The organism is Gemmatimonadaceae bacterium, assembly GCA_020846935.1.
Taxonomy (GTDB): domain Bacteria; phylum Gemmatimonadota; class Gemmatimonadetes; order Gemmatimonadales; family Gemmatimonadaceae; genus RBC101.
In genome coordinates this window covers 219,591-245,586 of sequence record JADLCY010000002.1, presented here as the reverse complement: position 1 = coordinate 245,586, position 25,996 = coordinate 219,591, and the positions used below count along the sequence as shown (strand labels likewise).

The window sequence follows — 25,996 nt, the reverse complement described above, 5'->3', positions numbered from 1 at the left end:
CGCGCCACCCATCACGCGGCCGTCACGTCAAGCCGCCGGGCACCCCACGCCCCGTCACGTGCCAAGCCCCTCGCCGCGGCCGGTCGAGTGGCGGCCGACACCTTGTGGGCACAGTCGTTAGGCGTGCGCAAGCGCCTCCTCGTCTGGCTCCCGCCCAGCTATCACCGCGAACCCGCACGGCGCTATCCCGTCGCCCTCTACCTCCACGGGCTCTGGGGCAGCGAGGGCGACTGGATAACGCAGGCAAGCCTCAACACCACCCTCGACTCGCTCGTCGCCGCCGGCATGCCCGAAATCATCGTCGCCATGCCAGACGGCGACGATGGCTGGTACACCACCTGGAACACCCTCGGTGACTACGCCGGCTGCCGCCGCGAGTTCACGCCGCGCCAGGGCGACCGCAGCGCGGACAGCTACTGCGTGCCGTGGCTCCACTACGACGACTACATCGCCCGCGACGTCGTGCAGTACCTCGACGCCACCTATCGCACGCAGGCTCGTCGCGAGCGCCGAGCCATCGCCGGCCTCAGCATGGGTGGCTACGGCGCCGTCTCCATCGCCCTCCAGTACCCCGACGTCTTCAGCGTGGCCGCGAGCCACTCCGGCGTACTGTCGCCCAGGTATGACGGCGACACCACGCTGCGCGTTCCGCCTGCGTACGCCACGTCCCCGGCACAACTCAAGGACCGCTATGGGCGCCTGTGGCCGCTGATCCACCCAGCCTTCGGGCCGGATTCCGAGGGATGGCTCTCGCGCGATCCGACGCGACGCGTGTCGGACCTCTGGCGCACCAGACGCAACCTCATGCCGGCCATCATGTTCGACATCGGGACCGACGATGGCCTGCTGGGGCAGAACCGCGCGTTCCGCTGGGAACTACAGCGACTCGGCGTGCCTCACACGTATGCCGAGTGGCCGGGGAAACACGACTGGGCCTACTGGACCCAACACGCCGTCGAGAGCCTGCGCTTCATCACGAGCCACATCGCCGGGGGTGAGTCCCAGGGCTAGTTGAAATTCGGGTGGTGCCGCGGTCCTGAAGTGTTGATCCCGCCAAAGGATTCGCACTCGTTCCCGAGGACACCACCCATGGCAAGAGTACGAAGGAAGGCGGCGCAAAGCCAGTCGTCACCCGCCGCGATGCCCGCCGCCCAGACCGTCATCCCGCTCGACGACGGCACGCGGACCACGCCGGCGAAGGTCGCGATGATCCAAGCGCTCATCCCACTCGGGCTCCGGGCGGTCGAGGAGGCGCTGCAGGAGGAAGTGTGTGCGCTGGCTGGCGCGCGGTATCAGCACCACGACGGCGCGCCGGATGTGGTGCGCTGGGCAAGCAGGCGGGCTCGGTGTATGTGGCCGACCAGAAGCTGTCCATCACGGTCCCGCGCGTCCGGGATCGACGCGCGGGGCACGAGGTTCCACTGACGACGTACCAGCAGTTCCAGGTGCCGCGCAGGCTCGACGTCGGCTTGTTCCGCCGAGTGCTGGGCGGGCTCTCCTGCCGCGAGTACGAGGCGGCGGCGGAAGCGGTGCCCGCGGCGTTCGGGCTGGCGCGCACCAGCGTGTCGCGCCGATTCATCCGCGCGAGTGCGCGCGAGCTTCGCCAGCTCCAGGAGCGCGCGTTAGGCGATGCCCCCTTGGGGCTCGTCCTCGATGGCAAGACGTTTGCCGGCGACCAGCTGGTGATCGCGCTCGGGGTGACGACGACAGGGGAGAAGCGCATTCTGGGGCTGGTGCAGACGGCGACGGAAAATCGGTGCGTACTCGCCAGCTTCCTGCGCGAGCTGGGGGAGCGCGGCTTCCCGCTCACGGGCCCGCTGCGCGTGGTGCTGGATGGGTCGAAGGGATTGCGGGCGGCCGTGCGCGAGGTGTACGGCGAGACGGTTGCGGTGCAACGGTGTCAGTGGCACAAGCGGGAGAACGTGGTGAGCTACTTGCCGAAAGCCGAGCACGCGCCATGGCGGCGCAAGCTGCAGGCCGCGTATGCGCACCCCGCCTATGCCGACGCTAAGCGCGCGCTGCAGCGGCTGAGTCGCGAGCTCGGGGTGCGCAACGAGTCCGCGGCGCGCAGCCTGGAGGAGGGCCTCGAGGAGACCCTGACCCTGCACCGACTGGGCGTGTTTCCCGAACTGGGCGTCAGCTTCAAGACGACCAATCTGCTCGAAAGCGTGATGGCCGGCGTCGAGGCGCGCACCGCGCAGGTCGACCGTTGGCGGACGAGCGACCAGAAGCTGCGCTGGTGCGCGGCCGCGTTAGGCGTGATGGAGCAGCAGTTCCGCCTGGTGAAGGGCTACATGCACTTGCCCTTGCTCCAGCGCGCCTTGGCAGCGAAGATCCCCGTTCTCCGAGACGCGGCAGCGTGAGCGTCTCTCACATGCGGCCTCACCCGAACGTCAACTGAACTCGGGACACACCCATCGCCCGCTGATCCGTCCGTCTCGCGGGTGACAGGCAGAGCCGGTGCCAGAACGGCATCGGCTTCTTTGCGCCGACCGCCCGGCTTGGCGAGCGTGGGCGAACCCGGCGTGGCCTCGTCCAGCGCCACAGCAAGCGATTCTGGGTCTCACGCGGCAAAGGGTTCCGCGGATGGAGACGGCTCGCCCGAAAGCCCTTCAAGTCACGCTGTCCGCTAAGGAAGCAGTCGCAGCTTACCGCGCGCGCGAAGGCGCGCGCGCCTCGAGCGCGCCGAGCGCAGATCATTCTCCGGTTGGCGACCGGAGCGTCGAACACCGCGATTGCGGCCGCGCTAGCCGTCAGCCGCCGCTCGTCAGTCCGTGGCGGCGCTGTTATCGCGCGCAGGGCTATGATGGGCTGTATCATGCGCCGCGTGCGGGGGGCTGCTGTCGCACTGCGACGAGCGCGTCGCCCGCTTCCACAAGACCGTGCTGCAGTCTCGAGCGGCGCACGAGACTCACAGCTCGTGGGGACCGTTGCCGAGACACCGGCTGCAACTGGAGCGCCGTGACGCGATACTTCGCGTCGTTTGGGGTCAGTCGCATCGCGCGCGGAGTTCCGGGCTGTGCCGGATCCACAGGACGTGGGAACAACGACTCGCGGCGCGGCCACGAGCCAGTTGTCAGAGGACGCCTGACGGCCCTGCCGTCCTCATGTATGGATCGACGTTGACAGATCGCGGCCTGTTGCCTACACTTGCCGCGTCGCTTCGTTAGGGTGGGGAAATGAAGACGCGAAGAGCGGTGCGAGCGAGCTCGACATTGGGGGGGGGGCGGTCAGGATCCCTGGTCCCCGATGCGCCTCGGCGCAATAGCGAGCGTCGGCAACTCGGCAGAGCAGCGGCCGCTCGCCGTTGATGCTGCCGGCGTCTTGGAGCGCGGATTCCGTCTTGGAGTCGGTGACGGAATCCGAGGCGCGATTGACCCGGACCTTGAGCGTGCTCAGCGACTCGAGCCGGCGCGACGATTGAAACTGACACGTCGTCCCGACGCCCACGGCGGGTGGCGGACCGTCATCCATTGTGTGTCGGCCCCTTGGGCCGTGTCGGTCACCTCGGACTCGCTGTCCGTCGGCTCGGCCAACTCCCCTCAGCACTTCGCTGCAGCTTTGGCAGGCGTTCGGCGCGCGTGGCGCGCAACGCGTGAGGAGACCACTCAAGTCATCAACACCATCGGCGCATCGCAGGAGAGAGCGACGTCCCGGCGATGGTGCATCTCACTGGTTGCCCTGTCGGTCGCATGCGGGACACCGCGCGCTGATACCGTCTCACCGGCAATGGCGGGCACCTCCTTCTCAGGTGCGGTACTGGCCTCCGACTCAATCTGGCTCCGGACGGGCCCGACTTCGCCACTCGTTCGCTTCTCCGGCACGGAGGTCACCCCCGACGGGAGGGTGCTCATCGCAGACGCATCCGAGGGGAATGTCAAGCTGTTCGACTCTACAGGGATGCTCCTGCGGTTGCTGGGGAGCAAGGGGGGCGGACCCGGGGAGTTCTCGGCACCTAGGTTCCCCCGTGTTGCTCCTGACGGCCGGATATTCGTCTCCGACGGGGCCGTGCCGAAGATCGCAGTCTTCTCGCGGGACGGTGACTTTCAACGTGAGTTTCTGTTGAAAGGCTTTAGTCTGATTACGGGGCTGCGGGTCTTGCCGGACGGGGAATTGCTCGTCACTGGGAGTCAGGCCGGCACTGACCACATCCTGTTTCGGCTTGACTCCATTGGCACAGTCAAGCAAGGCTTTCTCCCACTCAAGCGGCTCACCCCGACGCCTCGCAGTCCTATTCCATGGGACGTCGCCCGCTCCTTCTCCGTCGCACTGCGGGGCGACACAGCGCTTGTAGTGTGTACTCTCTCGGACTCCCTCTGGAAAGTGACACTTGCCGATGGCCACGTTACGGCGATGGCGATCACTGTGCCAGGGTACATCAGACCGCACGCTCCAGAAGTGAAGCTGAACGGCCCACAAGATATTCTCAAGAAATGGCTCTCCACGTTTCACACGGCCTCGGCGATCTATGCCAATGGTCACGTTGTGGTCGTGCCTTTCGTGAAGGGTGTACTTGCTTACGGCGACCCGGCTACCGTCGCGGTGTTGCGTGGTGAGAAGTGGGAAGCTCTTACTGCAGCTCCCCCGGTCCTGGGGATCTCGAACGAGCGTCTCGTTGTACTGGGGCATGAACAAGCATCGGACCGGCCGTTCCTCTTGCTGCAGCCGTTGGTGCAGCGATGACGGGCCGACTCTGTCGGGCACCCTCGTTATCAGTCTGGATGGCCTGCTTTCTCTTGGGCTGTTCCCAGCAACAGCCACTCGACAATGATCAACAGTTCCGTGAACTGGCCGATTCGCTTCTCTCAGCGACCGACCACGGACGCCCGGCGTGCACGGAAGCGCCACTCGACGGGGCAAAGAGTCTACTGCTGGCGACCGCGCGCGAGTGTATGAGTTGCCTCGGCTTGGGATACCTGCTTCGGAATCTGAGTGCCGACACCGTACGAGATCGAGTGCGTGTTCTCTTCACCGTCCCGCGCCGCGACAGCTCGGAAGTCTGCGAATTCCTGGCGCTTGAGCGTATCCACGTACCGGTCATTCTTCTTGAAGAGTCTGCCTTCGAAACCTGGAAGAGCGGTGACTTGGTGTTTGTCGGGCCGCCTACGCATGGCCGTCGTGTGGTTGTCCATGGCGTTGGCGACGTCGCTGCCTTCGCGAACCGGATTCGCCTACTGAGCGAGCCCCCGCTCCAGAGGCACTAAAGTTGTGCTCAGGAAGGCAGGGGTGCCTCGACCTGGGCGGTGTCACGTACCCAACACGTGGAGGTGTGAAGATGAGGCTGAGGAAACTACTGCAGCGACGTGCGCTTCCGTTGGCGGCGCTATTGCTGGCGGTTCCACTGGGGAACGTTCAGGCAGAAGACGGGCAGCGCTACGTGTATGCCTGTCTTGAGGACGGAAATGTGATCTGCACGCCGGGATGCCAGTCTGGCTGGCCGGATCACTGGTGCTGCTGAGATCCAACCCGCAGTTAGGCGAAGCCCCCAATCTACTTGTGGAGGTTGTAACTATGCTATTGCGCCGCTCACGACATCGTTTGGCGGTGTTTGGGTTCACCCTTGTGGTGCTACTGATACCTCTGCAGGCTGCTCTGGCAGAGGGCACTGGGTACCAGTACGTTCAGGACCTGGGAGGTGGAACGTACATCTGCTCCCCCGGCTGCAGCACGCTGCTTGAGGGGCTGGCGTGGTGGATTGGCCCTTGGCTCTACATGTGTTGCTAGGGCTGCGGTTGTGGAGCGCGGACCATGACTCGGATCTCCTGGAGAATGGTCCGCCTCTCCATGCTGCCACTCTTTGTGCGGACCGTGCAGCGCGCAACTTGTTGATCGCCTTGAGGCTCTCGGCTCTCATGCATCTCAGCCACGCATCGGGACAAATGCGGACCGTCTTTCACCGACAGAGACGGTGGCCAAGCGCTCTATTCACCGTCACCACGGGACTCATCGGGGCAGCGCTCTGTGAGCTTGCGGCGCGATTCGGACTGCCCGGAGTAGACGGGCATCGCGTTGCCGAGTTCTTCCGCGACGCGGGAGGTGGGTTGCTTGGCGCATACGATTTCCTTGCTGGTGGCGCCACCGCCCGCGCCTCCGTTCTGGCGATCGGTTTTGTGCCCTACCTTCAGGCCGCCGGCTTGAGATGGCTCGTGGCACGATACTGGGTGCATCGCAATCCTTCGAAGGCCTTGTCAGACGCGAGACTGCCTAATCTCTATGGCCTAACAGGGGTGATCTCATTGATTCAGGCAGCAGGCTTCGCCCGTTTCCTTGAGACAGTTGATGGTGCCGTGTACCGACCTGGCCCTGGCTTCCTGGTTCAAACGGCCGTCATTCTGGCGGGGGTCTCTCTCTTGGCTGCATACCTTGGAGAGCGCGCACTCCTTCTCCCGATCGCCAGCGACCATACACCTCGGGTGCAGGTGGCCGCTTCGGGCGCTACCGAAGATCCCTCTCGCATCGGTGGCAATTCGCGGCCGCGAATCGCGGAGGAGTGTTGGCCCGGCCTCAGGGGAGCCAGCGAACAACGCCAGTGGAGCAGATCGCGCGCGGAGGAAGACCTCTTCAGGTAGCAGTGGCCCGAATTGGCACTCGCGCGCCCCCGCTGCAGGGCCTCGCGCTCGCCAGGGCTGGCCGGCAGAGCGCGAAGCGGTCGTCTGGACGCACGCCTTGCCGATCTCAAGGTGGAGGTCCACAAGATGGCCGTTGTGGGTCGCCCGGTCGCCGCCGCACCATACGCTGCAATAACTTGCTCACATGGCCGCGTTCTTTCCGCAGGTCACCGGCACCTTTCGGCTCGACGAACCGCCCGGACTCCGACGTTTCACCATGTCGGCCGTCGGGATGGGCGCGCTCACGGGCCTCGTCGTGCGCCTCTATCGGTTGGTGACGCTGTCCGTCGGCCCGTCGGAGAGCATGATCTACGTGGGTGCGGCGTTCGTGCTGGGCCAGTTGCTGATTCTCGCGATGGCGACCGTCCACCTCGGGAACTTCACCCTCCGGCGTTGGCTCTACCTCGTCCCGCTCTTCACCGTCGCCGAGGCAGCTGCAGAAGTAATCGTCTCGCTCGGACTGACTGCCCTGGGATTCGAGCGCATGGGCTCGAGGGCCGCGGTGCTTGCCGACTGGCCAACCATGGCCCTGCTGACTTTCCTCTGGCGTGGCGTGGTGCTCGTGGCCTATGCGATCATCCTCGCCGGAGTCGTGCAACTGGTGCGCTACCTGCTGCTCCGGCATGAGAAGCGTGGGCACACTCTGGACGCCGTCACTGCCGAACAACCCGCCGCCGTCGACAAGTAGTCCGGGTCGAGGTGCTGAAGGGACACGCTGGCCTGCCCACGTGCGCGGTGGTACGCTTTCGGCACGCTCGACATTCCCCGACACGCCCGCCTCGCTGGAACGCGCATGAAGTCCCTCCTCAGCCTCGCCCTGCTCGCCCCGTTGCTGCTCCAGGCCCAGCAGCCCGAACGACCCTTCGGCACCCAGCGCGAGCAGGCCGAACTGCAGCAGCGCTGGCTCGAACAGCGCATGCAGAAGATCCTGCCCGGACTCATGCGGACGCACGGGGTCGACCTCTGGGTCATGCCGATGCGCGAATACAACGAGGATCCGGTGTTCAGTTCGCTGGTCTCGCCCACGACGTTCCACGCGCGGCGCCGCACGATCTACGTCTTTTTCGACCGATGCGCGGCGTCCGGCAAGGTCGATCCGGGTGACGGATCCTGCATCGAGCGACTCGCGCTCGGCGGCAGCTCGCAGGGCGGCATCTATCGCGAGTACCGCGCCCCGCAGATGGCGCCGAGCGCCGGGAACGTGCGGCAAGCGGAACTCTGGGGCGAGTCGCAGTGGCAGGTGCTCAAGCGCGTCATCGAGGAGCGACGGCCAAGAGTGATCGGCATCAACGTGTCGCGAACCCATGCCTTCTCCGACGGCCTCAGTGCCGGTGAGCTGGAGGGCATGTCGCAGGCGCTGGGTCGGCCATGGACCGCGCGGTTCAAGCGCACCGAGGAGCTGCCCCTGCAGTTCATCGCCGCACGACTCCCCGAAGAGGAGGAGTTCTACGGCAAACTCACGCAACTCGTGCACACGCTCATCGCCCGGATGTTCTCCAATGAGGTCATCACGCCGGGCGTGACGACCACGCAGGACCTCGTGTGGTGGTGGCGACAGCAGGTGGCCGACCGTGGGCTGACCACGTGGTTCCAGCCGTCGGTGTCGGTGCAGCGCGCGGGCGCTCCATCCATCGGCGAGGACGCCACCATTCAGCCCGGTGACGTGCTCTGGTGCGACGTCGGTATTACCGCGCTCGGCCTGAACACGGACACGCAGCACAACGGCTATGTCCTCAAGCCGGGCGAGACGGCGCCGCCGCCCGGGCTGCAGAAGGCCCTGGCCTCGTCGAACCGCCTCCAGGACATCCTCTTCGAAGAGACGCGCCCGGGCCGCAGCGGGAACGAGATTCTCCGGGCGACGCTCGCCAAGATGAAGGCCGAGGGCATCACCGGAACCATGTATTCCCATCCGATCGGCAAACACGGCCACGGCGCGGGACCATTGATCGGGCTCTGGGACTATCAGGAAGGGGTTCCCGGTCGCGGCGACAGCAAGGTGATTCCCGGCATGTGGTATTCTTCGGAGTTGCAGACCACGACACCGGTGCCGGAGTGGAACGGCCAGCCGGTGCGCATGGCGCAGGAGGAGGACTTCCTCGTGCGGCGCGACGGCTCGCTGGCGTGGGCGCTGAAGCGCCAGAGCGAGCTGCACCTCGTGCGGCCCAAGCCGGCCTCGTGACCTCTGCCGACGACGGGGTGGCTGGTGGGTGGTGAGTCACGCTGATCGAAGGCGCGTTGCCGCGGGACGAGCGGCAACGCCCGAAGTTCCATCTGCCCATCCGTTCACCCCGGCAACTCCCCAATGCATCGAGGCAACAAGCACCTGATCGTCGTCGGCGACCGAGTTCTCATCAAGGCGGAGGACGGTGAGGAGCGCACGAGGGTCGGTCTGTATCTCCCGCCAACGGCGCTCGATTCCCAGGCCGTGCAAGGCGGTGAGATCGTGGCCACCGGCCCGGGCTATCCCATGCCCGACTTCAACGAGTCGTCCGATGAGCCGTGGCGAACGTCGCGACGCGACACGTCGGGCAAGTACGTCCCCATGCAGGCGCGTGCCGGCGACTACGCGCTGTTCTTTCGCAAGGCCGCGGTGGAGATCACGTTCGAAAACGAGATCTACCTGGTCGTTCCCCAGAGCGCGCTCCTCGCGCTGGTCCGCGCCGACCACGAAGACTAGGCACTCGGCGGCGGAGCCCTTCACCTCATTGCATCACGAGAGCCCATGCGTCAACTGATGTACGACGAACGCCTCGTCAGTCCCATGCGCGAAGACCTCACGCGCGTCGGGTTCACGGAACTGCGCACCGTCGAGGACGTGGACGCCGCGCTTCCCGACGGCCGTGGCACCACGCTGGTGGTGGTGAACTCGGTCTGCGGCTGCTCGGCGCGCATGGCACGACCGGCGGTCCGGATGGCCCTGCAGGCGAGTCCGGTGCGTCCCGACCATCTCGTCACCGTGTTTGCCGGCCAGGATGCCGAAGCGACGGCACGCGTCCGTTCCTGCCTAACGGGTTATCCGCCGTCCAGCCCCTGCATCGCCATTTTCGCGAACGGGACGCTGAGCTTCATGATGGAGCGGTGGCAGATCGAAGGTCGTGCGGCCGATGCGATCGCCGACGACCTCGTGGCCGCGTTCAAGGCGCATTGCACCGCGGCCACCTGATGTCCTGACCGGCGATGCGCGCCAGCGTGAGCGTGGAGTGATCATCTCGCTCTTCGCCGACCGTCGGACGCCCGACGTTGCCGCGGTGGCGCACGACCTCGCGCGCGCGCTGGCCGCCACCTGGCCAGGTCAATCGATGTCGCTGTTCGTCGATGGTGTCGCGACGCGCGCCGCCCGGGGCATTCGCTTCACACTGCCGGCACAGCCGCTGCCGGCTTCCGTGAGCCGTGCCCTGGCCGCGCTCCGCCCCACCGAACACGCGGTCCTCGCGTTCGTTGGCTCGGTGACGGAGCCCGTCATCACGGCGTTCGATCTCTCGCAGCGGATCCTCGTGCTCACGGACGCCAGCGTGGCATCGCTGCGCGCGGCCCAGCGCACGATCAAGCTGTGCAAGGACATCGGGTACACCAGGGGCCGCGTCCTCGCGGTCGTGCTGCTCGAAGACGCGGAGCCCGTGGACGTGGACGCCGTGCGTGCCGCGCTCCGCCGCGAGTCGTTTTCGGTCGTGCCCGGTCGCCAGGCGCCCGCCGAGTCACGTCGCGCCGCGATCGCCGAACTGGCCGATCGCATCGCGCGACACGCCTAACGCGCCACCCGCACCCAGCGAATCAGTTCGGAAAAACCCGGCTTCTTGCCGTACATCAGCACGCCCACGCGGAAGATCCGCGCGGCCAGCCACATGGCCGCGAGGCACGTCGCCACGAGCAGCGCGATCGAGCCCACGACCTCGAACCAGCTCACCGACGTGAGGCTCATGCGCACCGGCATGAGGATCGGCGAGGTGAACGGCACCAGCGTGAACGTCCGGGCGAGCGTTCCGCCCGGCTCCAGCATCACCGGGGCGAGCAGCAGCAGACTCGGCATGATGAGGAGCGTCAGCGGCGTCGCCACCTGCTGCGCATCCTGCGTACTGCTCACCATGGAGCCCGCCGCGGCAAACATCGTGGCAAAAAGCGTATAGCCGAGCAGGAAGAAGCAGAGCAGCGCAAGCCCGGTACCGATCGTGATCGACGGCAACGACGTCGGCCCCAGCGTCGCGAGACCGAGCGCCTTGCCGATCGGCGCCTGCAACTTGAGCATCAGCAGAGCAGACCCCACCCACACGAGCTGCTGGGTCAGTCCCACCGATCCAACGCCGAGTACCTTGCCGGCCAACAGCTTGCCGGGTGAGATGCTCGCCACGACGACCTCCGCCACTCGCTGCGTCTTTTCCTCGATCACGCCCATCATGATCGCCTGGCCGTAGAGCACGATGGACATGTAGAGCAGCATCGCCACGCCGTACGCCAGGAACACGCTGTTTTCGCCGCCACCGCCACGTCCGCGTTCACTCAGCCGTTCGGTCGACATCTCGAGGCGGATCTGCGACAGGGCTTGCACGCGCCTGGCATCCAGCCCCGCCTGTTCGAACCGCAGGCTCAACACGGCCGAGCGCACGCCATCCTGGATGCGTCGCATGTCGGGCAGCGTGCTCGCGTTCCTACCCGAATACCGCGCCCGCTCGCCGGCCGTCGTGAGCGCGTCCACCACCAGGTAACCCTGCACGCGTTTCGCGAGCACGTCCTTCGTGGCTGTGCTTTCGGCCTGGGCGATGCCGGCGGGCATGACCGTCCGGACCTGCGGAGGAATCCCTCCGTTCGCCGAGATCGCGTCGCGAATCCGCGAGCCAAGCGCGTTTCCCGACGCGTCGATGATCACGATGTTCGTCGCGTCCGTCCCGGCGCGCGAGCGCCCGGCGAGCCACGCGGGCAGGAACAGGAGCACGGCCATGAGCAGCGGGCCGAACACGGTGGCAAAGATGAACCACCGCGAACGCACGCGCTCCATGTATTCGCGCTTGATGACGGCAATGACCTTATCCATGGCCACTCATTCCATCCTCGATGCCTGACGCACCGACGCGTTGCAGGAAAATCTGGTGAAGGGACGGTTGAACCTTCTCGAATCGCTGCACACCGGCGCCGGCGTCGACGAGCCGGCGGAGCAGGTCCTGGGCATCCGCGCCCGCGGCGAGTTCGATCTCGAAGTAGCGATTCGAGTCGTCGAGGCGGCGCACCAGCGTCGGATCCTGCAGCACCGACGAGACCGCGGGCGTGGCCCCGCCCTCGAGCCCGAGCGCGATGTGATTGCCCCCGGCCTCTTCGCGCACGCGCGACACCGCGCCGTCGAGCACCTTCTCACCGCGCGCGATGATGCACACCGCATCGCACATGCGCTCGGCGTTGTCCATCAGGTGCGTGCTGAAGATGACCGTCTTGCCGCGTCGTCGCAGCTCGAGCACGGTGTCCTTCAGCGCCTGCGCGTTGATTGGATCGAGGCCGCTGAACGGCTCGTCCAGGATCACGAGCTCCGGATCGTGGAGGAGGGTGCCGATGAACTGCACCTTTTGCTGCATGCCGCGCGACAGCTCGTCGACCTTGGCCAGTCCCCAGTCCTTGTCCGGGAGTCGGAGCGAGAGGCGATCGAGCCAGTAGTCGATGCGGCGGTCGGCCTCCGCGCCCTTCACCCCCTTGAGTTCACCGAGGAACCGCAGCAGGCGACGAACCTGCATCTTCTTGTAGAGGCCGCGCTCCTCGGGCAGGTAGCCGACCCGGTCCAGCACGCCGCCGGTGGTGTTGGCGCTGCCCAGCACCGTGATGCGGCCCTCGTCAGGCGCGATGATGTTGAGCAGCATCCGGATCGTCGTGGTCTTCCCTGCGCCATTGGGCCCGAGCAGTCCGTACACCGCACCGGCTGGCACCTGGAGCGACAGGTCGCGCACCGCCACGTGTCCCGCGTAGCGCTTCACCACCGACTGGATGTCCACCGCGAGTTGCGTCATGGGGGGAATGTAGCCGGGACGTCCATCCGGAGTCGGCCGCCCCTTTCAATCGGGCGCGATTGCATCCATCGTCGGGTTGACGATGCCGCCACCATCCGCGCCGCCAACATCCGTTCGCCCTTCGATGCGCCTGCCCGGCGTCGCGTCGGTCCTGACCGCGCTCGCGTCGTCGGTGCTGCTGCTCTTTCTGCTTGCGCCGGTTGGCGCCGTGGTGGCTCGCGGAGGATGGTCGGGTGTGGCCAGCCTGGCGGCCGACACCGAGCTGCGCGGGGCGCTGCTCCTGACCGCGCTGTGCGCCACCGCGGCCACGTTGATTGGTGTAGTTCTCGGCACACCGGTGGCCTGGCTCCTTGCGCGCACGCCGTTTCGCGGCCGCGCGCTCGTCGCCGCCGCGCTCGACCTGCCGCTCGTGATTCCGCATCCCGTGGCGGGCATTGCGTTGTTGCTCGTCCTCGGACGTGAGTCGGTACTGGGGCAGGGGCTCGGCGCCCTGGGCATTCGCATCGTCAGTTCCCCGCTGGGCATCGTGCTCGCCATGCTGTTCGTTTCGGCCACGCTCTATGTGAGCGCGGCACGGGAGGCGTTTGCCCGCGTCGATCGGCGCTTCGAGTCCGTGGCGCTCACCCTCGGCGACACCCCGCTGCGCGCATTTCGTCGGGTGACGCTTCCACTCGCCGGCCGGGGCCTCCTGGCCGCTGCCGTGGTCATGTGGGCGCGCGCGGTGAGCGAGTTCGGCGCGATCGTGGTGATCGCGCACTCTCCGCGCACCATCGCCGTGTTGAGCTATGACCGTTTCACGACGTACGGGTTGGGAGACGCGCTCCCGGTGGCCGCGGTGCTCGTGCTGCTGGCCCTCATTCCTCTCGCGGCGCTGCGCGCGCTCCGGGCCGACCGGGGCGAACACGCCCCCGGACGTCGCGCATGATCGAGTGTCGACGCCTTGGGACGCGACTCGGCGAGTTCGCCCTCGACGACGTGTCGTTCGAGGTGCCGCGCGGCGCGTTTGGCGTCGTCATCGGACCGGCGGGCTCCGGCAAGACATCGTTGCTCGAAACGATCGCCGGCGTGATCCCGGCCACCGCGGGGCAAGTGTTCATCGACACGCGCGAGGTGACCACTCGGCCGGTGCACGAACGTGGTGTGGCCCTCGTGTATCAGCACGCCTATCTGTTTCCGCACCTCACGGTGCGGGACAACGTGGCGTACGGCGCCGCCGAACAGTCGCACGCCGACGAGGCCATGGAGGCGTTCGGCGTGTCGGCGCTTGGCGGGCGTGACGTTCGCGGGCTCTCCGGCGGTGAACGCCAGCTCGTCGCGCTCGCGCGGGCCATCGCGCAGCGACCCTCGGTGCTCCTCCTCGACGAGCCGTTCAGCGCCCTCGACCCGCGGCGCCGCACGATGGTGCGGCGCTACGTGCGCGACCTGCATCGGGAGCGTGGCATGACGGTCCTGCACGTCACGCACGACTTCGCCGAGGCAGGGCTCCTTGGTGACGTGATCGTGCTGCTCGATGGCGGGCGGGTGTTGCAGGCCGGTGAGGCCGCCGAGGTATTTCGACGCCCGGCCACGCCATACGTTGCCGAGTTCCTTGGCGCCGAGAATGTGCTCGAGGGCGAGGCCCGTGTGGTGGACGGGGCCGTCACGGGCGACGACGGAGTCGCGCGAGCCATGGAGGTGCGCTGCGGTCCGCTCACGATCCATAGTGTGAGCCCGGCCCGACCCGGTCCATGCCACGCCGTGATTCGTGCCGAGGAGGTGGTCCTTGCCCGCGCGCGACCTGCATCGTCGGCGCGGAACAACTTCACGGGAACCGTGAGCGAAGTTGCGGCGTACGGAGCCTACGTGAGGGTCATCGTGACGGTGCAGGGCGTTCCGCTCGTGGCCCTCCTGACGATACCTTCGCTCCACGATCTCGACCTGGCCGTTGGCGCCGAGGTCCATGTGAGCTTCAAGGCATTCGCTGTCCACCTGTGCTGAAACCGCTCGACTCCGGCGTGCACAGCACGCCCGTGCCGCCGTCGCAGGGCGCCCACGCGATCCTCGTGGTGGACGACTCCGAAGATGACGCCGAGCTGGTGCGCCGCGCGCTGAGTCGTGGCGGGCTCTCGGTCGACATCACCCGCGTCGACGACGCCCCCTCGTTCCGGAAGGCGCTGGCGCAGCGGTCGTGGGAGCTCGTCATCGCCGACTATTCGCAGCCCAACTTTGGTGCGCTGGCCGTGCTCGAACTGCTCCGCGAGGCCGACAGCGACCTGCCGTGCGTCGTGATTTCCGGTGTAGCCGGCGAAGATCGGGCGGTCGAGACGATGCGGGCCGGCGCCAGAGATTTCGTGTCCAAAGATCGGCTGCAGCGCCTGGTTCCCGTCGTACAGCGCGAGCTGGTCGAGGGGGCACAGCGCCGTGAGCGGGCGCGCATCCGGCGCGAGGAACGCGAACACGATCGGCGGATGCACGACGCGAGCGCCGCGATCTTCGAGCTGCTGCGCTCCGGTGACTTCACGTCCGGCAACGCCACCGCGATCTACCGCATGTTCACGGAGATGGTGGCTCGCGCGCTCGACGTGGATCGCACATCCATCTGGATGTTCGAGGCCGGCGGTCGCGTGTTCCGGTGCGTGCAGGCGTACGACGCGCACACGCGCGAGCACTCGAGCGGGCGGGCGTATGACGTCGCCGGATACCCCGACTACTTCGGTGCCCTCGCGCACAGTCGATACGTCGAATCGCACGACGGCTGCGGCGATCCACGGCCCGTGGAGCCAGCGACCGCGACCACGCAACTCGACGCCGCGATCCGGTTTCGTGGAGACATGGTTGGTGCCCTTTGTGTCGACCACGAGGGGGCTTCTCGCCGCTGGCGCGGCGACGAGCACGTCTTTGTCGCGTCGATCGCCGACCTGCTGGCGCTCGTCATCGAAAGCAACGAGCGGCGGCGCGCCGAGGGAGCACTGCGCGAGAGCGAGACCCGGTATCGCGAACTGTGGGAGTATGCCCTGGACGGCATGTTCACGCTCGACCGCGACCTCCGCGTGACATCGGCGAACGACGCCGCGTCGCGCCTTGTCCAGCGATCGGCGCAGGAGATCCTCGGCCGACCGTTCGTGGAGTTGCTCGTGGCTTCGGAGCTGCTGGTCGCGGAAGGCGCCCTTCAGGCACTGCTCGGCTCGGAGCGCCCGGTGGGCGAGGCCATGTCACTGACCGTGCAGCGCCCGGCCGGCGGCCGTGTGAGCGTCGAGGCGACCGTGCAGCGCATCGATCGTGGCAACGGCGCCATCGAGGTCCTCGCGATCGTGCGCGACGTGTCCCATCGGCGGCAGCTCGAGGCCCAGCTGCAGCAGTCGCAGAAAATGGAGGCGATCGGCCGTCTGGCTGGCGGCGTCGCCCACGACTTCAACAACCTGCTCACCGCCATCATCGGCTACTCGCAGATCGCATCGATCCGGCCTGATCTGCCGCCGGCGGCGGCGATCGACCTCAAGGAGATCACGTCGGCGGCCCATCGCGCGGCGGCACTCACGAGGCAGCTCCTCGCCTTCAGTCGCCGGCAAGTGCTGGAGCCGCGCGTGCTCAACGCCAACGCGGTCGTGCAGGGGATCGAGCCGCTGCTCCGGCGACTCATCGGAGAAGACGTTCAGCTGGTGACGGACCTCGACCCCGAGGTAGCGCACGTTCTGGCTGATCCGAGCCAGCTCGAGCAGGTGATCCTCAACCTCGCCGTCAACGCGCGCGACGCGATGCCCAACGGCGGGCGTCTGGTGCTGCGCACGCGCATGGCGGCACGGCTCGATCCCGGAGTGCTGGTGGGCGCGGATGCCGCGCACGGGCCTCTGGTAGTGCTCGAGGTGGCAGACACCGGCATCGGCATGGACGAAGAAACCCGCTCCCACATGTTCGAGCCCTTCTTCACCACCAAGGCCTCCGGGACCGGACTCGGCCTGTCGACGGTGTATGGGATCGTGCAACAGAGCGGCGGTGCCCTCGGAATGATCAGCGAGCCGGGACTTGGGACGACCTTCTCGGTGTACCTGCCGGTGGCGGTTGGCAACACCGACGAGCACGCGGCTCCTACGCACGGTGCCGGCGCCGGCGGGCACGAAACCGTCCTGCTCGTCGAAGACGACGATCGCGTGCGTGCCCTCGCGGCTCGGGTGCTCCGCTTGGCCGGGTATGCGGTCATGGAGGCCAGCGATCCCGGGGCAGCGCTCGCCGAGGCCGGTATGGCGCTCGGGATCGACCTGGTGCTGACCGACCTGGTCCTGCCGCAAATGTCGGGGCGCGAGCTGGTTCGGCGGCTCCGGCTCGATCGCCCCCGGATGCGCGCCCTGTTCATCTCCGGCTATCAGCAGGAGCCCGAGTCGCACGCCGCCGGCGAGGCATTTCTGGCCAAACCCTTCACTCCAGAGGCACTCCGGACGGCGGTTCGCTCGGCGCTCGACGTTGAGGGGTAGGGCGAAGTCGCCACAACGCTGGACACTGGGGTTACCCCCAGTATTCTGGTCGCGAGCTCGGCGCTACTCTGCCCCGGGCATCTCCTGCTCCGCCGCGCGCGTCGGAGGAGCGAGGCATTCCACAACGCGTCGACCGGGAGGTCGGGACCATGGCGGCTCGCAAGTCGAAGTCACACAAGATCTCGCTCAAGGCGGCAGCAAAGCTCACTGATCGGCACCGCAAGGCCGTGAAGGCGACCACGAAGGGAAAGCGTGGCGCAATGAAGCCCGGGGCCCTGGGTGGGGCATTTGACAAGAAGGCCGTGACCAAGCTGCTGGAGCGGGCCGACGCGAAGTATCTGCGGTTCTACTACGGCACCAACGCCAGGGGCAATCCCGAACTGGTGCTGGTTGCGGCAGACGCCGCCGGGAACGACCTCACCGAGACGACGCTGGACGGCCACTGGCCCTGCCCCCCATTCTGCCCACCCGACAGCAGCGACCTGCGCGGCTGACGACCATTCACCGGGATATTCACATGGCGAACTACAAGGACAACAAGCCGGGGCGCATTCCCACCAGGCCCCGGAACCAGCGCATCTCCCTAGGGACGGCGATCGACCTCACCAAGCGGCACCAACGCGCGTCGCCGGCCTCTGAAAAGGCCGGGTTCTTCTTTGCCAAGGGCATCGCCGACCTGCTGGCGCAGCCCGAGGTGTACGGCATGCGCGTGTATCACGGCCTCGATGCCAAGGGGCGCTACCGCATGGTGCTGGTCGGCGTCGACCGCGCGGGCAACGACATCGTCAGAACGAAGAAGGTGCTCGCGTCCGGTGCAGTGGCCCGGTCGTTCGGCGATGCGGTCCTGCTCGACGGGCACTGGCCCTGCCCGCCGTTCTGTCCCCCAGATTCGCCGCTCTAAGCTGCACGGGACGTGAAGTCACTCGGAGGATGGTGGGGATGGTTGATCGTCGGAGCGCTGACAGTGGCGCTCTTGCCCTTCAGTCCCCGGGTGATTCCCACGTGGCAGTTGGCCATCATCGGCATGGCCGTAGCGACACAGCTCTTGCCGTCGCTTGCCGTGTTGGCCCTGCCACGCCCGGTGCCGCGCGCCCGGTACTGGATCGGGTGGTGGGGCCTCGCGTTCTTCGTGAGCGACCTCTCGCAGGTCGCCATCTCGTCGTTCGCGCGCGTCGACAACCTGTGGTTCTTCCTGATCGCCAACCCCATCGAGGATGCGACGCTCCTGATGGCGTTTTCGTATTGGCAGCTGCGGCCCGTCATGCGGCTGTCGTTCCGCGTGGCCATCCCGCTCCTGGCCCTCGTGACCCTGGCCATCGCGATCGCGTTTGGTGAGCTGACGACTTTCAAGACCGCATCGTCGCCCTTCCGGCTGCTACTCATCACCACGGCCGTGACGTATACGCTGGTCGTCCGGACATCGCGCGAGCAACAGCGCATATGGGAGCGTGACTGGCTCTGGACGTCACTCGGCGTCACGCTGTACTACGCGGCCTACGTGGTGGTCGATCCGGTGTCCGCCGCCCTTCTGCCCGATCAACCGGAGCTCGCGCGCCTCGTCTACGTCGTGAAGGGCGCGGTCGACATCGTGGCCTTCGTCATGGTGTGGTATGGCATGCGCCGCCCGCTTCCTGCCGCCGAGCCCCAGTCGCCGTTGACGGTCTGAGCGCGGGCTCGCCTGCGCGCGCGGGCACGTCGCGGCGCAGCCCCGTGGTCATCGTCCGATTCCCAGGACTCCTTCAAGATCCGGAGATTCGGCGCCTGGTCGGACACCAGCCGCTTGAGGCGACGTGCTGACTTATGTTGTGACGGCGGCGGACCTTCAGCGCGCGCCCTCACTCACCGTACCGCGCATGCCCGGTGGCTCGAACATCTTCGGCATCTACCTCGGCGCCGTCCTCGCCGTCGCGGTAATTCTCACGGCGCTCGGTGCCGCGCTGGTGCTCTACCAGCGGCGCTTTCTCGCCGTCCATCGCGAATACGCCAAGAAGCTGATCGCCGCCCACGAGGAAGAGCGCGCTCACGTCGCCCGTGAGGTGCATGACGACGCGCTGCAGCGCGTCGCCATGATCCAGCACGACGTCTACGAGTGGATGGACGGCAATCTCGAACCGGGAAAGGAGCGCCTGCGTTCCGAGGCGGTGCGTCACGAACTCGAGGACCTGGGCGTGATGCTCCGGCGCGTTGCGCACCGGTTGCACCCGGCGATCATCGAACACGGTGGCCTCCTTCCGGCGCTGTCGCAGCTGGCCGAAGACGCCACGCGCCTCTCGGGGATCGAGATCGTGGCTCGGATCCCGAACACCGCAACCGACCGGGTCCTCGACCGCGAGCGGTCGCTCATCCTGTTTCGCGTGGCGCAGGAAGCTGTGCGCAATATCACCAAACACTCCGCAGCCACCCGGGGTGAAATCGGCGTCGATCTTGCAAAGGACGCCCTCGTCCTGAGCATCATCGACAATGGGCGGGGCTTCGATTCCGGCGATCCGCGCCGGGCGAGCGGCCTCGGCCTTATCAGCATGGCCGAACGTGCGCGCCTGGCCGATGCCGATTTTTCCCTCTTTTCCAAGCTCGGCGGTGGCACCACTATTCGCATCACGGTTCCCCTCGAGCACTGACCTTCCGTGCGCCGCGCCGCTGTCCTGATCTGCGACGATCATCCCCTCATGAGCCAGGGCCTCAAGGCCCTGCTGCGCGCGAGCTACGTGCCCGTCGGTGTCGTGAATGACGGCCGCGAGCTGCTCTCCTCGCTCGACCGGACACGGCCCGACGTCCTGCTGCTCGATCTCTCGATGCCTAACGTCAACGGCCTCGAGCTGATTCCACAGGTGCGTGAACACGCGCCGGACGTCAAGGTGCTCGTGGTCACCATGCACGTGGACCGCGCGCTCGCGGACCTGGCGATCAACTCCGGCGCCCACGGGTTCATCCCCAAGGAATCGTCCGCCGAGGAACTCAACTCGGCGATCGATCACGTGCTGTCGAGCCCCAAGCCGTTCATCTCGCCGAGGATTCCGCGACGATCGTTCCGCGACGGAGCCGCCATGGAACATCCGGCGCTCGATCGCCTGACCCCGCGCCACCGCCAGATCCTGCGCCTCATCGGTGACGGCAAGTCCACACAGGACATCGCCGAACACCTGGGCGTGAGCCCGCGCACCGTGGAGTTCCATCGCGCAAGCATTCGCAAGGCGCTTGGCATCACAACCGAATGGGGCCTGATGCGTTTCGCGATCATGATGCACGTCTCCGAGGGCGATGCGCCGCTCGAAGAGGCGGTCGTCGAGCCGGACCAGCCGCAGCCCTGATCGGGATCTGACGGTTCGCCGCTCGCGGGACGGTTCGCGAGGTGGTTGATGGGTCTCAGCGGAGCCGTGTCCGCCCCTGCGTCGCTTTCACGCCTTGTGATAGCGGCGTGGCGACCTCGTGAGAAAAGCGCGGCCCGTCACTCGTATTTGTACGAGTATACAGTTTGCCGCGGCCCTCCTATCCTGTGCTCCATGAAGAACTCGCCGTTGTTCATCCTCGAGCCTCCGTACACGATGGCGCGCCGGCTGATGGACCAGCCGCCCGCCCTTGGTGCGGTAGCGTTGCTCGACGCCGTTGTGGATCGCCCGACGACCAACGATGTGAAGGGCCAGATGGAAGAGGCGCCCTGGTGCCCGCTCTGCCTGCTCGCCGACTCGGAGTCGGGCATGCGTTCCACGCGTCGACTGCCGCGCACATGTGTGGTGTTCGGTCTCGATGAGGGCGACGGTGCGTCGGGAATCCTGAAGGCGGTGTCGAGCCGACCGCGGCCCACGCCAAGTGATCTCGTGGACTGGATCGTCCGTCGCACGCGGCTCTCGAGCCTCGCGCGCACGCTGTCCGACCTGTTCTCTCGCCCCACGCTTCGTCGCAACGAGGCCGCGTTCCTGCCGTATGCCCTGCGCGAGCAGATGCGCATGCTGGGCGACTGGTCGGCCCTCGAATGGCAGCGGGCGGCCATGCTGGCCGAACTGGCGGCCGATCGATCGCTGCTCAATCGCACCATGTCGGGCGACGATGACACGTCGGCGGAGCTGCGAGGTGCGATGCGCGAGCTGCTCGGCGTTGCCGAGCGCGAGTTCCACAATCGGTACGGATGGGAATGGGTGCTCGAGGCGTCGCTGCGGCGATCGCACTTCTTCGAGCGGTCGGCGCGAGGCGTGCGTCCGCTGCATCAGCGGCCGGCAGCGATCGCTCCGATGGAATCCTGGGGGAAAGCGGTGGGGGCGGAGACCTATGCGTCGCCGAGGTTGGCGTCGGCGTAGGGAGAGGGTGCGTTCGTGGGTCGGGACGAGGGATGGGGAGGTGGGGGGTGATGGGAGTGCGGTGAGGAGGTCTTGGGCGGCAGGGGCGACTGGATGACTGGGACCCGTCGCGTCTCCGTTCCCGAATCACGAACCAGCGTCGTGGCGCGACGGCACGGAGAACACTTCCGTGTGGGGCGGAGCAGGTGTTGGGGAACTCCGGTCGTCGGCGCCACGACGTGTTCCCGCGGGGAGCCTGTGTTGGGGCCCCGCGGGAGCGAAGCGAATGGCGGCGGAGCGCCGATTGCTGCCTGCCGGATCTGGTCGTGATCGCTCGACGCGTGGCGTGCGATCAGGCAGGCCAGGCAGAGGACGGGTGGTCAGGACAAGGATCGGGCAGGGGCAGTCGGCACCGCGCCACGTTTTCAGGGATGGCCCGAAAGATGCTTGGGGATGGGATCATGGACGCGACACGAATCGGCAACGCCACGACCTGGAGGTCGACGCAGGGAGTCCTGCGCTCGACGAGCCTCCACTACCGGCTGCGCCAGCTGCTTGGTGCTCGCCCGGTTACGGCGTCGACTGCCGAGCGCCTATCACGACCCGGTCGCCCGTCACGGTCACGACCCAGGTAGCCACGGGGTCCGTCGCGGGGCCCTGACGGCAGGCGCCGCTGGATGCGTCGAATCGTGCACCGTGCCATGGGCACTGCACGGTGCCGTCCGTCAGCAGCTCGCCGGCAGAAAGCGGCATCGCCTGATGAGAACACTCGTCTTCGAGTGCCGTGACCATGTTGCCGCGGCGGATCAGGACGATGCGGTCGCCGTTCGGCAGCCTGACGGGCAGCAGCCCGGGGTTCGGGAGGCTCGAGAGTGGCAGCTCCACCTCAGGCCGGGCCACCGTCGAGCGCTTCCTTCAGCGCGTGCCACGCCAGCGAGGCGCACTTCACGCGGGTAGGGAAACCAGCGACTCCGGCGAAGACCTTGAGCTTTCCAAGCGCCTCGGGGTCGCGCCCGCGTCCGGTGACCATCGCATGGAACGCTTCGAACAGCCCGGCAGCCTCCTGCCGGCTCTTTCCCTTCACGGCCTGCGTCATCATGGAGGCCGATGCCCGGGAGATGGCACAGCCGGTGCCCACGAACGACACGTCGGCCACCACGTCTCCGTCGAGGCGAATCCAGATCGTGACCTCGTCGCCGCAGAGCGGATTCCGGCCATGAGTACTGCGGTCGGCCTTCGCGAGCTCGCCGAAGTTCCGGGGAGACCGATTGTGGTCGAGGATGACGTCCTGGTAGAGCGCGCCGAGATCCATGGTTACCCGAAAATCTCGCCAACGCGATGCAGCGCGGCCACGAGCGCATCGACGTCGTCGCGCGTGTTGTACAGGTAGAACGAGGCGCGCGCCGTCGACGGTACGTTGAAGCGGCGCATGAGCGGCTGGCAGCAATGGTGGCCGGCCCGGATCGCTACGCCTTCCTGGTCGAGGATCGTGCCGATGTCGTGGGGGTGCGCGCCATCCATGACGATGCTGAGCACACCCGCCTTGTTCGGCGTGGTTCCGATGATGCGCAGTCCCTTGACCTCACGCACGCGCTCCGAGGCGTAGCTGACCAGCTCGTGTTCGTGCGCCGCGACAGCGTCCAGGCCCACCGCCTCGAGATAGTCCAGCGCGGCGCGGAACGCGACCACCGCCGCGATGTCCGGCGTCCCGGCCTCGAATCTGGCCGGCAGGCGGGCCCACGTGCTGTGCTCGATGGTGACCAGGTCGATCATGCCGCCGCCGGTCTGGTAGGGCGGGAGTCGGTCGAGCCACGATTCCTTGCCATACAGCACGCCCACGCCGGTGGGCCCCAGCATCTTGTGGCCGGAGCACACGAAGAAGTCGCATCCGACCGACTGGACGTCGACCGGAAGGTGAGGGGCCGCCTGTGCGCCATCGAGGATGACCGGGACGCCTCGGGCGTGCGCGCGTTCACAGATCGTGCGCACCGGATTGATCGTTCCCAGCGCATTGGACACCCAGGTCAGCGCGACGGCTCGGGTGCGCTCGTTGAGCAGGCGCTCGAAGGCGGCCATGTCGAGCGCTCCATCGTCCATGACCGGAATGGCGACGAGCTTCGCCCCGCTCCGCAGGCAGGCCTGCTGCCATGGCACGAGGACCGAGTGGTGATCCATGACGGAGACGAGGACCTCGTCACCCGGCCGGAGGATGGCCTGCGCGAACCCCGACGCCACGAGGTTCATGCCTTCGGTGGTGCCGCGTACGAACACGATCTCGTGCGCGTGCCTGGCGTTGAAGAAGCGTCGCGCCGCTTCGCGGGTCCCCTCGTAGAGTTCGGAGGCGCGCTCGCTCAGGTAATGCACGCCCCGATGGATGTTCGCGTTCTCCGACTCGTAGTAGCGGGTGGTCGCTTCGATCACCGACCGGGGCTTCTGGCTGGTGCCGGCATTGTCCAGGTAGACCAGCGGCTTGCCCCTGGCGAGGGTGCCAAGGATCGGGAAGTCCGCCCGGAGCGTGGCGACGTCGAGCGCGGGCGAAAGCTGCGTGGTCACGACGCGACCGGCCGGGGTTCTGCCCCGGCGAACCGTTCCAGCGCGATGCGTTCCAGGCTCTCCCTGACCCCGTCGAGTTCGATCGTCTCGAGGACGTCGGCGGCGAAGGCGTAGGTGAGCAGCTGCCGCGTGCGCTCGGCGCCGACGCCACGGCTCTTCATGTAGAAGGCCATGCGCTCGTCGAGCTGCCCCACCGTGGCGCCGTGCGTGCACTTCACGTCGTCGGCAAAGATCTCCAGCTGCGGCTTGGTGTCGATGCGCGCGCGATCGGAGAGCAGCAGCGTGTTGTTGGTCTGCTTGCCGTCCGTCTTCTGGGCGACGGGATGCACGTACACCTTGCCGTTGAACACGCCGTGCGACGCGCCGTCGAGCACACCCTTGTAGATCTCGCGCGAGTAGCAGTTGGGCTGGGCGTGCTCGATCCGCGTCTGGTGATCGCACACCTGCTCGCCGTCGATCATGTAGAGACCGTTCAGCGTGGCGCCGCACCCCTCGCCGGCCAGGTTGGCGTAGATGTTCGCGCGCGACAGCGCGCCGCCGCTGGCGAACGAGAACGAGACGTAGTGGGAATCGCGGCCCAGCGTGGCCTCGACGTGGCCCACGTGAAAGGCGCGGCGACCCTCCCGCTGCACGCGGTAGTGCCGGAGCGTGGCGCCATCGGCGATGATCGACTCGGTGACGGAGTCGGTGAAGTAACGGGCGTCGTCGGTCGTCGCGTACTGCTCGACCACGGAGACCGAGGCATTGCTCTCGACGACGAACAGGTTCCTCGGGTAGGACACGCCACCTTCGGCGCCGGCATCGGAGAGGTAGAGCAGGTGGATCGGCGTGGTCACGGTCGTATTTCGCTCGACGTACAGCACGGCGCCGTCCTTCATCAGGGCCGTGTTGAGCGCCGAGAAGGCGAGCGCCTGCGCGTCGAAGCCGGCGATGCGTCCCATGTGCCGTTCGAGCAGCGTCGGCTCCTCGTGCAGCGCACTGGCAAGGCTCAACACGCGCACGCCGGCCGGCAGGGCGTCCACGCGGGAGAGCTGCGGGGCATAGCGGCCGTTCACGAACACCAGCGTCGGCCAGTCTTCGCTCGCGAGGGCGAACGGCGCCACGTCGCTCACCGTCAGCGTGCCCAGTGCGGGCTTCATCGGCTCGAAGGCCGCTTCGGTGATCGGTGCGGGATTGGTGAAATGCCAGTCCTCGTTCCGTGGCGTGGGGAAACCGTTCGCCTCGAAGCGCGCCATCGCCCGTGCGCGCAGGTCGCGCAGCCATGCGGGGCCGTCGACGGGTTCACTCCACTGGCGTCGGTAGGCCGCCACGTGCGCCTCACGCGCTTCGCGCGCTTCCCGGGTCTCGCGAGCGTCGGTCGTCATGCCCCGGCCCCCGCCGGCTCCACGAGCCAGTCGTAGCCCCGGGCCTCGAGTTCGTGCGCGAGTTCCTTGCCCCCCGACTTCACGATGCGCCCGCCCGCCAGCACGTGGACGTAGTCCGGCACGATGTAGTCGAGCAATCGCTGGTAGTGCGTGACGACGATCGTCGCGTTCTCCGGACGACGCAGCCGATTGACCCCGTCGGCCACGACGCGCAGCGCGTCGATATCGAGCCCGGAGTCCGTTTCGTCGAGGATCGCGAGGCGCGGCTCGAGCACGGCCATCTGCAGGATCTCGTTGCGCTTCTTTTCGCCCCCGGAGAAGCCGGCGTTCACCGAACGCTGCAACATCGACTCGTCCATGTCCACCATGCGCAACTTCTCCGTCATGATGTCGAGAAAGTCCATCGGGTCGACCTCCTCCTCACCCCGGCTCTTGCGAATCTCGTTGTACGCCGTGCGCAGGAAGTACGCGTTGGACACGCCCGGGATCTCCACCGGGTACTGGAACGCGAGAAACACGCCGGCGTGCGCGCGTTCCTCGGGCTCCAGTTCAAACAGGTCCTTGCCATCGTATTCGACGGAGCCGCCGGTCACGGCGTAGCCGGGATGGCCGGCGAGCACCTGGGCGAGCGTGCTCTTGCCCGAGCCGTTCGGCCCCATGATCGCGTGCACCTCACCGGCGTTGACCGTGAGCGTGATACCGCGGAGGATCTCCTTGTCGCCGGCGGTGGCCGTGAGGTTCCGGATCTTCAGCATGCTATGACTGTGC

General features: G+C 67.1%; 25 protein-coding genes. 17 read left to right on the top strand and 8 right to left on the bottom strand.

Annotation, left to right across the window (positions count from 1 at the left end; translation table 11 throughout):
* Positions 1-87 precede the first annotated feature (87 nt).
* Positions 88-1,011: a prolyl oligopeptidase family serine peptidase gene (locus IT361_05050; GenBank protein MCC6317042.1), complete on the top strand. Its 924-nt coding sequence runs from the start codon at positions 88-90 to the stop codon at positions 1,009-1,011.
* On the opposite strand, the gene IT361_05045 is transcribed toward IT361_05050, so the two are convergent.
* A complete protein-coding gene (locus IT361_05045) occupies positions 1,008-1,223 on the bottom strand; it encodes a hypothetical protein (protein ID MCC6317041.1) in 216 nt (71 codons plus the stop codon). The two genes, IT361_05050 and IT361_05045, sit on opposite strands and share 4 nt — an antisense overlap.
* A gap of 45 nt (positions 1,224-1,268) precedes the next feature.
* Between IT361_05045 and IT361_05040 the strand changes: the two genes are divergently transcribed.
* The 7 genes from IT361_05040 (at position 1,269) to IT361_05010 (ending at position 10,357) form a co-directional block, all read left to right on the top strand.
* The gene (locus tag IT361_05040) at positions 1,269-2,363 is read left to right on the top strand and encodes a transposase (GenBank protein ID MCC6317040.1); all 1,095 of its coding nucleotides are present in this window, start codon (positions 1,269-1,271) and stop codon (positions 2,361-2,363) included.
* 1,645 nt (positions 2,364-4,008) lie between these two features.
* The gene (locus IT361_05035; protein MCC6317039.1) at positions 4,009-4,683 is read left to right on the top strand and encodes a hypothetical protein; all 675 of its coding nucleotides are present in this window, start codon (positions 4,009-4,011) and stop codon (positions 4,681-4,683) included.
* A 2,070-nt stretch (positions 4,684-6,753) separates the two neighbouring features.
* On the top strand, positions 6,754-7,296 hold the full coding sequence (locus IT361_05030) for a hypothetical protein (GenBank protein ID MCC6317038.1): 543 nt from the start codon (positions 6,754-6,756) through the stop codon (positions 7,294-7,296).
* Between the two features lie 105 nt (positions 7,297-7,401).
* Complete coding sequence (locus IT361_05025) at positions 7,402-8,787, top strand: aminopeptidase P family protein (protein ID MCC6317037.1); 1,386 nt, start codon at positions 7,402-7,404, stop codon at positions 8,785-8,787.
* A gap of 123 nt (positions 8,788-8,910) precedes the next feature.
* Positions 8,911-9,285, top strand: coding sequence for a co-chaperone GroES (locus tag IT361_05020; GenBank protein MCC6317036.1), 375 nt, complete (start codon positions 8,911-8,913; stop codon positions 9,283-9,285).
* A 57-nt stretch (positions 9,286-9,342) separates the two neighbouring features.
* Positions 9,343-9,771, top strand: a complete 429-nt coding sequence (locus IT361_05015) for a BrxA/BrxB family bacilliredoxin (GenBank protein ID MCC6317035.1) — start codon at positions 9,343-9,345, stop codon at positions 9,769-9,771.
* Between the two features lie 37 nt (positions 9,772-9,808).
* Complete coding sequence (locus tag IT361_05010; GenBank protein MCC6317034.1) at positions 9,809-10,357, top strand: hypothetical protein; 549 nt, start codon at positions 9,809-9,811, stop codon at positions 10,355-10,357.
* On the opposite strand, the gene IT361_05005 is transcribed toward IT361_05010, so the two are convergent.
* On the bottom strand, positions 10,354-11,634 hold the full coding sequence (locus IT361_05005) for an ABC transporter permease (protein MCC6317033.1): 1,281 nt from the start codon (positions 11,632-11,634) through the stop codon (positions 10,354-10,356). The two genes, IT361_05010 and IT361_05005, sit on opposite strands and share 4 nt — an antisense overlap.
* The gene (locus IT361_05000; GenBank protein MCC6317032.1) at positions 11,627-12,592 is read right to left on the bottom strand and encodes an ATP-binding cassette domain-containing protein; all 966 of its coding nucleotides are present in this window, start codon (positions 12,590-12,592) and stop codon (positions 11,627-11,629) included. The genes IT361_05005 and IT361_05000 overlap by 8 nt, the downstream gene beginning before the upstream one ends.
* 124 nt (positions 12,593-12,716) lie before the next feature.
* On the opposite strand from IT361_05000, the gene IT361_04995 reads away from it, so the two are divergent.
* The 9 genes from IT361_04995 (at position 12,717) to IT361_04955 (ending at position 21,332) form a co-directional block, all read left to right on the top strand.
* Positions 12,717-13,517, top strand: a complete 801-nt coding sequence (locus tag IT361_04995) for an ABC transporter permease (GenBank protein MCC6317031.1) — start codon at positions 12,717-12,719, stop codon at positions 13,515-13,517.
* The gene (locus IT361_04990) at positions 13,514-14,569 is read left to right on the top strand and encodes an ABC transporter ATP-binding protein (GenBank protein MCC6317030.1); all 1,056 of its coding nucleotides are present in this window, start codon (positions 13,514-13,516) and stop codon (positions 14,567-14,569) included. The genes IT361_04995 and IT361_04990 overlap by 4 nt, the downstream gene beginning before the upstream one ends.
* Positions 14,570-14,586: 17 nt before the next feature.
* The gene (locus tag IT361_04985) at positions 14,587-17,040 is read left to right on the top strand and encodes a response regulator (protein MCC6317029.1); all 2,454 of its coding nucleotides are present in this window, start codon (positions 14,587-14,589) and stop codon (positions 17,038-17,040) included.
* Positions 17,041-17,189: 149 nt separating this feature from the next.
* Positions 17,190-17,534: a hypothetical protein gene (locus IT361_04980; protein MCC6317028.1), complete on the top strand. Its 345-nt coding sequence runs from the start codon at positions 17,190-17,192 to the stop codon at positions 17,532-17,534.
* Between the two features lie 23 nt (positions 17,535-17,557).
* The gene (locus IT361_04975; GenBank protein ID MCC6317027.1) at positions 17,558-17,941 is read left to right on the top strand and encodes a hypothetical protein; all 384 of its coding nucleotides are present in this window, start codon (positions 17,558-17,560) and stop codon (positions 17,939-17,941) included.
* 63 nt (positions 17,942-18,004) lie between these two features.
* The gene (locus IT361_04970; GenBank protein MCC6317026.1) at positions 18,005-18,706 is read left to right on the top strand and encodes a hypothetical protein; all 702 of its coding nucleotides are present in this window, start codon (positions 18,005-18,007) and stop codon (positions 18,704-18,706) included.
* 124 nt (positions 18,707-18,830) lie between these two features.
* Positions 18,831-19,658 (top strand): hypothetical protein, encoded by an 828-nt coding sequence (locus IT361_04965; protein MCC6317025.1) that lies wholly within the window; start codon positions 18,831-18,833, stop codon positions 19,656-19,658.
* A gap of 48 nt (positions 19,659-19,706) precedes the next feature.
* Entirely contained in the window at positions 19,707-20,348 is a 642-nt protein-coding gene (locus IT361_04960; protein ID MCC6317024.1) for a response regulator transcription factor, read from the top strand.
* A 192-nt stretch (positions 20,349-20,540) separates the two neighbouring features.
* Complete coding sequence (locus IT361_04955; GenBank protein ID MCC6317023.1) at positions 20,541-21,332, top strand: hypothetical protein; 792 nt, start codon at positions 20,541-20,543, stop codon at positions 21,330-21,332.
* Positions 21,333-21,881: 549 nt separating this feature from the next.
* Here the strand turns inward: IT361_04955 and IT361_04950 are convergent.
* The 5 genes from IT361_04950 to sufC are packed head-to-tail and all read right to left on the bottom strand — an operon-like array spanning position 21,882 to position 25,983.
* On the bottom strand, positions 21,882-22,211 hold the full coding sequence (locus IT361_04950) for a Rieske (2Fe-2S) protein (GenBank protein MCC6317022.1): 330 nt from the start codon (positions 22,209-22,211) through the stop codon (positions 21,882-21,884).
* Positions 22,198-22,623, bottom strand: coding sequence for an SUF system NifU family Fe-S cluster assembly protein (locus tag IT361_04945; protein ID MCC6317021.1), 426 nt, complete (start codon positions 22,621-22,623; stop codon positions 22,198-22,200). The genes IT361_04950 and IT361_04945 overlap by 14 nt, the downstream gene beginning before the upstream one ends.
* Positions 22,624-22,625: 2 nt before the next feature.
* Positions 22,626-23,864, bottom strand: coding sequence for a cysteine desulfurase (locus IT361_04940; GenBank protein ID MCC6317020.1), 1,239 nt, complete (start codon positions 23,862-23,864; stop codon positions 22,626-22,628).
* Positions 23,861-25,228: a Fe-S cluster assembly protein SufD gene (sufD, locus tag IT361_04935; protein MCC6317019.1), complete on the bottom strand. Its 1,368-nt coding sequence runs from the start codon at positions 25,226-25,228 to the stop codon at positions 23,861-23,863. Before sufD ends, IT361_04940 begins: the two co-directional genes overlap by 4 nt.
* Positions 25,225-25,983 (bottom strand): Fe-S cluster assembly ATPase SufC, encoded by a 759-nt coding sequence (gene sufC, locus IT361_04930; protein ID MCC6317018.1) that lies wholly within the window; start codon positions 25,981-25,983, stop codon positions 25,225-25,227. The genes sufD and sufC overlap by 4 nt, the downstream gene beginning before the upstream one ends.
* Positions 25,984-25,996 lie beyond the last annotated feature (13 nt).

Bases quoted from the DNA above. Each gene is read 5' to 3' on its own strand.
- IT361_04955 (MCC6317023.1), top strand. From the start codon at position 20,541: ATGAAGAACTCGCCGTTGTTCATCCTCGAGCCTCCGTACACGATGGCG.
- sufC (MCC6317018.1), bottom strand. From the start codon at position 25,983: ATGCTGAAGATCCGGAACCTCACGGCCACCGCCGGCGACAAGGAGATC.
- IT361_05045 (MCC6317041.1), bottom strand. From the start codon at position 1,223: ATGAGCGCTTGGATCATCGCGACCTTCGCCGGCGTGGTCCGCGTGCCG.
- IT361_04960 (MCC6317024.1), top strand. From the start codon at position 19,707: ATGAGCCAGGGCCTCAAGGCCCTGCTGCGCGCGAGCTACGTGCCCGTC.
- IT361_05005 (MCC6317033.1), bottom strand. From the start codon at position 11,634: ATGGATAAGGTCATTGCCGTCATCAAGCGCGAATACATGGAGCGCGTG.
- IT361_04980 (MCC6317028.1), top strand. From the start codon at position 17,190: ATGGCGGCTCGCAAGTCGAAGTCACACAAGATCTCGCTCAAGGCGGCA.
- IT361_04995 (MCC6317031.1), top strand. From the start codon at position 12,717: ATGCGCCTGCCCGGCGTCGCGTCGGTCCTGACCGCGCTCGCGTCGTCG.
- IT361_05015 (MCC6317035.1), top strand. From the start codon at position 9,343: ATGTACGACGAACGCCTCGTCAGTCCCATGCGCGAAGACCTCACGCGC.
- sufD (MCC6317019.1), bottom strand. From the start codon at position 25,228: ATGACGACCGACGCTCGCGAGACCCGGGAAGCGCGCGAAGCGCGTGAG.
- IT361_05025 (MCC6317037.1), top strand. From the start codon at position 7,402: ATGAAGTCCCTCCTCAGCCTCGCCCTGCTCGCCCCGTTGCTGCTCCAG.
- IT361_04945 (MCC6317021.1), bottom strand. From the start codon at position 22,623: ATGGATCTCGGCGCGCTCTACCAGGACGTCATCCTCGACCACAATCGG.
- IT361_05000 (MCC6317032.1), bottom strand. From the start codon at position 12,592: ATGACGCAACTCGCGGTGGACATCCAGTCGGTGGTGAAGCGCTACGCG.
- IT361_04990 (MCC6317030.1), top strand. From the start codon at position 13,514: ATGATCGAGTGTCGACGCCTTGGGACGCGACTCGGCGAGTTCGCCCTC.
- IT361_05030 (MCC6317038.1), top strand. From the start codon at position 6,754: ATGGCCGCGTTCTTTCCGCAGGTCACCGGCACCTTTCGGCTCGACGAA.
- IT361_05020 (MCC6317036.1), top strand. From the start codon at position 8,911: ATGCATCGAGGCAACAAGCACCTGATCGTCGTCGGCGACCGAGTTCTC.
- IT361_04975 (MCC6317027.1), top strand. From the start codon at position 17,558: ATGGCGAACTACAAGGACAACAAGCCGGGGCGCATTCCCACCAGGCCC.